Here is a 2897-nt window from a genome sequence, read left to right on the forward strand (position 1 = left end):
AGCGTGGCTTGGGCTGCTCACCCAGGTCCCGTACGATTTCACGCGTGATGGCCAGCGCGTGGCGGTCATCTTCGGCAATGTGATCGGTGACGCCGCTGACGCTGCAATGCATCTTGGCACCGCCCAGCGACTCGGCATCCACCGTCTCGCCGGTGGCGGCAAAGGTCAGCTCGGGGCCGCCGAGGTACATATAGCCCTGCTCCTTGACAATCACCGCCTCGTCGCACAGCGCCGGGATGTAGGCGCCACCCGCCGTGCAAGGCCCCATCACCACGGCAATCTGCTGGATGCCTTCGGCCGACATGCGGACCTGGTTGTTGAAAATGCTGCCGAACTGCCCCACGTCGGGAAAAATGTTGGCCATCTCCGGCAGGAAGGCGCCACCGCTGTCCACCAGCGTGATGCAGGGCAAGCGGTGTGCCCAAGCAATTTGCTGCGCCCGCACATGCTTCTTGCAGGTCATGCCGTAGTAGGTGCCACCCTTCACGGTGGCGTCGTTGGCAATGATCATGCACGGACGGCCCTGCACCAGACCGATGCCGGTGATGATGCTGGCACCCGGCGGCACGCCGTCGTACATGCCCTCGCCGGCAAGCATGCCGACCTCTAGGAAAGGCGAACCTGGATCGAGCAGCACTTCGACGCGATGGCGCGGCAGGATCTTGTTGCGCGCCAGGTGTTTTTCCCGAGCTTTCGGGGGGCCACCGGCCAGCGCCAGTTGGCGACGGCTTTGCAGGTCCGCAATCACGGCCTGGTAGGCTTTTTGGTTGAGCCGAAATTCGTCGTCGGAAGTCGATATGCGGGAGGAAAGGATGGTCATATGTGATTGCGCCTATTCGCGAGACAAAGCATTCAGCCGCTCAGGCCTTGAACACCGGTGTACGGCGTGCCTCGAAGGCCGCCAGACCTTCGCTGACGTCGTCATCGAGCAGAGCCGCGCTGGCCAGGTCTTCCTCAAGCTGGAGACCGACCTCCGACGAACCCTCCATGCCTTGCCGTGCCAAACGTTTCATGGTGGCCATGCCGATGCGGCTGCGCGTGGCGATCTTGCTGCAATACGCCAGCGCCGCTTCACCCAACTGCTCAGGCTCGACCACATAGTTCACCAGCCCCCACTGCTCGGCGGTGGCGGCATCGATCCAGCGCGCCGAAAAGAACAGGTCCAGGCCACGGCGCAGACCCGCAATGCGTGGCATGCGCTGGCTGCCGCCCCACCCGGGAATCAGGCCGAACTGGGCATGCTGGTCGCCAAAGCGCGCGTCCTTGGCCGCAAAGATGATGTCGCAGGCCAGCATCAGTTCGCTGCCACCGGCCAGGGTCAGACCCTGGCAGGCCGCCACCACCGGCAAATCGCTGCGTTCCAGGCGCTTGAGCACGCTGTGACCATAGCTGATGAAGTGCTTGAGCCTGGCTGGATCGCCACGCAGCGACTTCACCTCATCCAGATCGGCGCCGGTGCAGAAGTGCTTGCCTTGCGCCCGGATCAGAATGGCGCGCACACCGGAGTCGGATTTCTCGAATCCGTCGATGGCGGCCTCGATGGCCGCATGAACGGACATCGACAGGCAATTGAATTTTTCGGGGCGGGCTAACTCGATAATTCCAACGGCGCCGGCACGGCTGATCTCCACTGGGGATGTCTGAATCATTTCTTGCTCTCCTTGGCGTACTGCACGGCGGCGCGTCCCACGCGCTCGCGGGCAACGATCAGCTTCATGATTTGCGCCGTTCCGTCGCCGATTTCCAGGCCCATCACGTCGCGCAGGCGCTGCTGGTGAGGCAGGTCCATCGACCAGCCATAGTGCCCAAAGGTCAGCAGGCACTGGTGAATCGCGTCAAAAGCGGTCTTGGGGCCCATCCACTTGACCATGGCCGCTTCCGCGGTGTGCGGCTGACCGGCATCGCGCAGGGCCAGGCCGTGGTAGCAGAGCTGGCGGCAAGCGGCGATCAGGGTCTCGAACTCGACAAGGGGAAAGCTCACGCCCTGGTACTGCGCCAGCGGCGCGCCAAAGGTCTGGCGTTCCTTCACGTATTCCCAGGCTTCGTCGATCGAGGCCTGCGCGGCGGCCACGCACTGCAGCGCGATCAGGATGCGGCTGAAGTCAAAGCCCTGCATCACCTGCGTGAAGCCTTTGCCCTCCTCGCCCAGCCGGTTCTCGACCGGCACCCGCACATCGTCGAAAAACACCGAACCACGGCCGATGATCTTGCTACCAACATCGTTGAAGCGCGTGCGTTGCACGCCGGGCTGATTCAGATCGACCAGGAAGGCGCTGATGCCTCGTGCGACATCCTCGGGCTTGCCGGTGCGTGCGAACAACACCATGGCATCGGCCTGGTCGGCAAAAGTGATGGAGGTTTTCTCGCCGGAAAGCACGTACTCGTCGCCCACGCGACGCGCCTTGAGTTGCAGATTGGCGGCATCCGAGCCGCCCCGTGGTTCGGTCAGACCCAGCGCGACGATGGCCTCGCCCGCCACGATCCGGCTGTTCCAGGTGCGCGCCAGCTCGGGGGACGCATTGGCATGGATGATGGCGCCCATCAGCGAACTGAGCAGCTGCATGTAGCTGACGTTGAAGTCACCATAGGCAATTTCCTCGGTGATCATGCCGGCCGTGACGCCACTGAGGCCCAAGCCGCCATATTCCTCGGGCAGATCAACACCGATCAGACCGAGCGAACCCATTTCCTTGAACAAGGCCCGGTCGATGCCAGGTTGCGATTCGCGCTTCTGGTAATCGGGCCTGAGCTTCTCTCGTGCAAAGCGGCGCGCCACGTCACGCAGCGCAATCTGGTCATCGTCGAACATCATGGGTAAATCTCCTGACTGACTGTTGTCGAAATCGCCGCCTGCATCACACCGTCAATCCGGACGAAGAATTTGAGGTGCTCGCCAA

3 protein-coding genes are annotated in these 2897 nt (G+C 62.9%); all 3 read right to left on the reverse strand.

Features of this window, described 5'->3' with window-relative positions; genetic code table 11:
- Positions 1-820, reverse strand: an 820-nt coding sequence (locus ABYB95_RS20620; protein ID WP_372661295.1) for a carboxyl transferase domain-containing protein, incomplete at its 3' end; no start/stop codon positions are given.
- A gap of 40 nt (positions 821-860) precedes the next feature.
- Positions 861-1649 carry an enoyl-CoA hydratase/isomerase family protein gene (locus ABYB95_RS20625; protein WP_056278198.1) on the reverse strand — a complete coding sequence of 263 codons (789 nt, stop codon included), beginning with the start codon at positions 1647-1649 and terminating at the stop codon, positions 861-863.
- Positions 1646-2812 (reverse strand): acyl-CoA dehydrogenase family protein, encoded by a 1167-nt coding sequence (locus tag ABYB95_RS20630; RefSeq protein ID WP_056278202.1) that lies wholly within the window; start codon positions 2810-2812, stop codon positions 1646-1648. Before ABYB95_RS20630 ends, ABYB95_RS20625 begins: the two co-directional genes overlap by 4 nt.
- Positions 2813-2897: the final 85 nt, after the last annotated feature.

It is taken from the genome of Hydrogenophaga sp., from assembly GCF_041633695.1.
Lineage (GTDB): Bacteria > Pseudomonadota > Gammaproteobacteria > Burkholderiales > Burkholderiaceae_C > Hydrogenophaga.

What these genes read in the sequence shown, in the direction of transcription:
- ABYB95_RS20625 (WP_056278198.1), bottom strand. Translation starts at nt 1,649, where the DNA reads ATGATTCAGACATCCCCAGTGGAGATCAGCCGTGCCGGCGCCGTTGGA.
- ABYB95_RS20630 (WP_056278202.1), bottom strand. Translation starts at nt 2,812, where the DNA reads ATGATGTTCGACGATGACCAGATTGCGCTGCGTGACGTGGCGCGCCGC.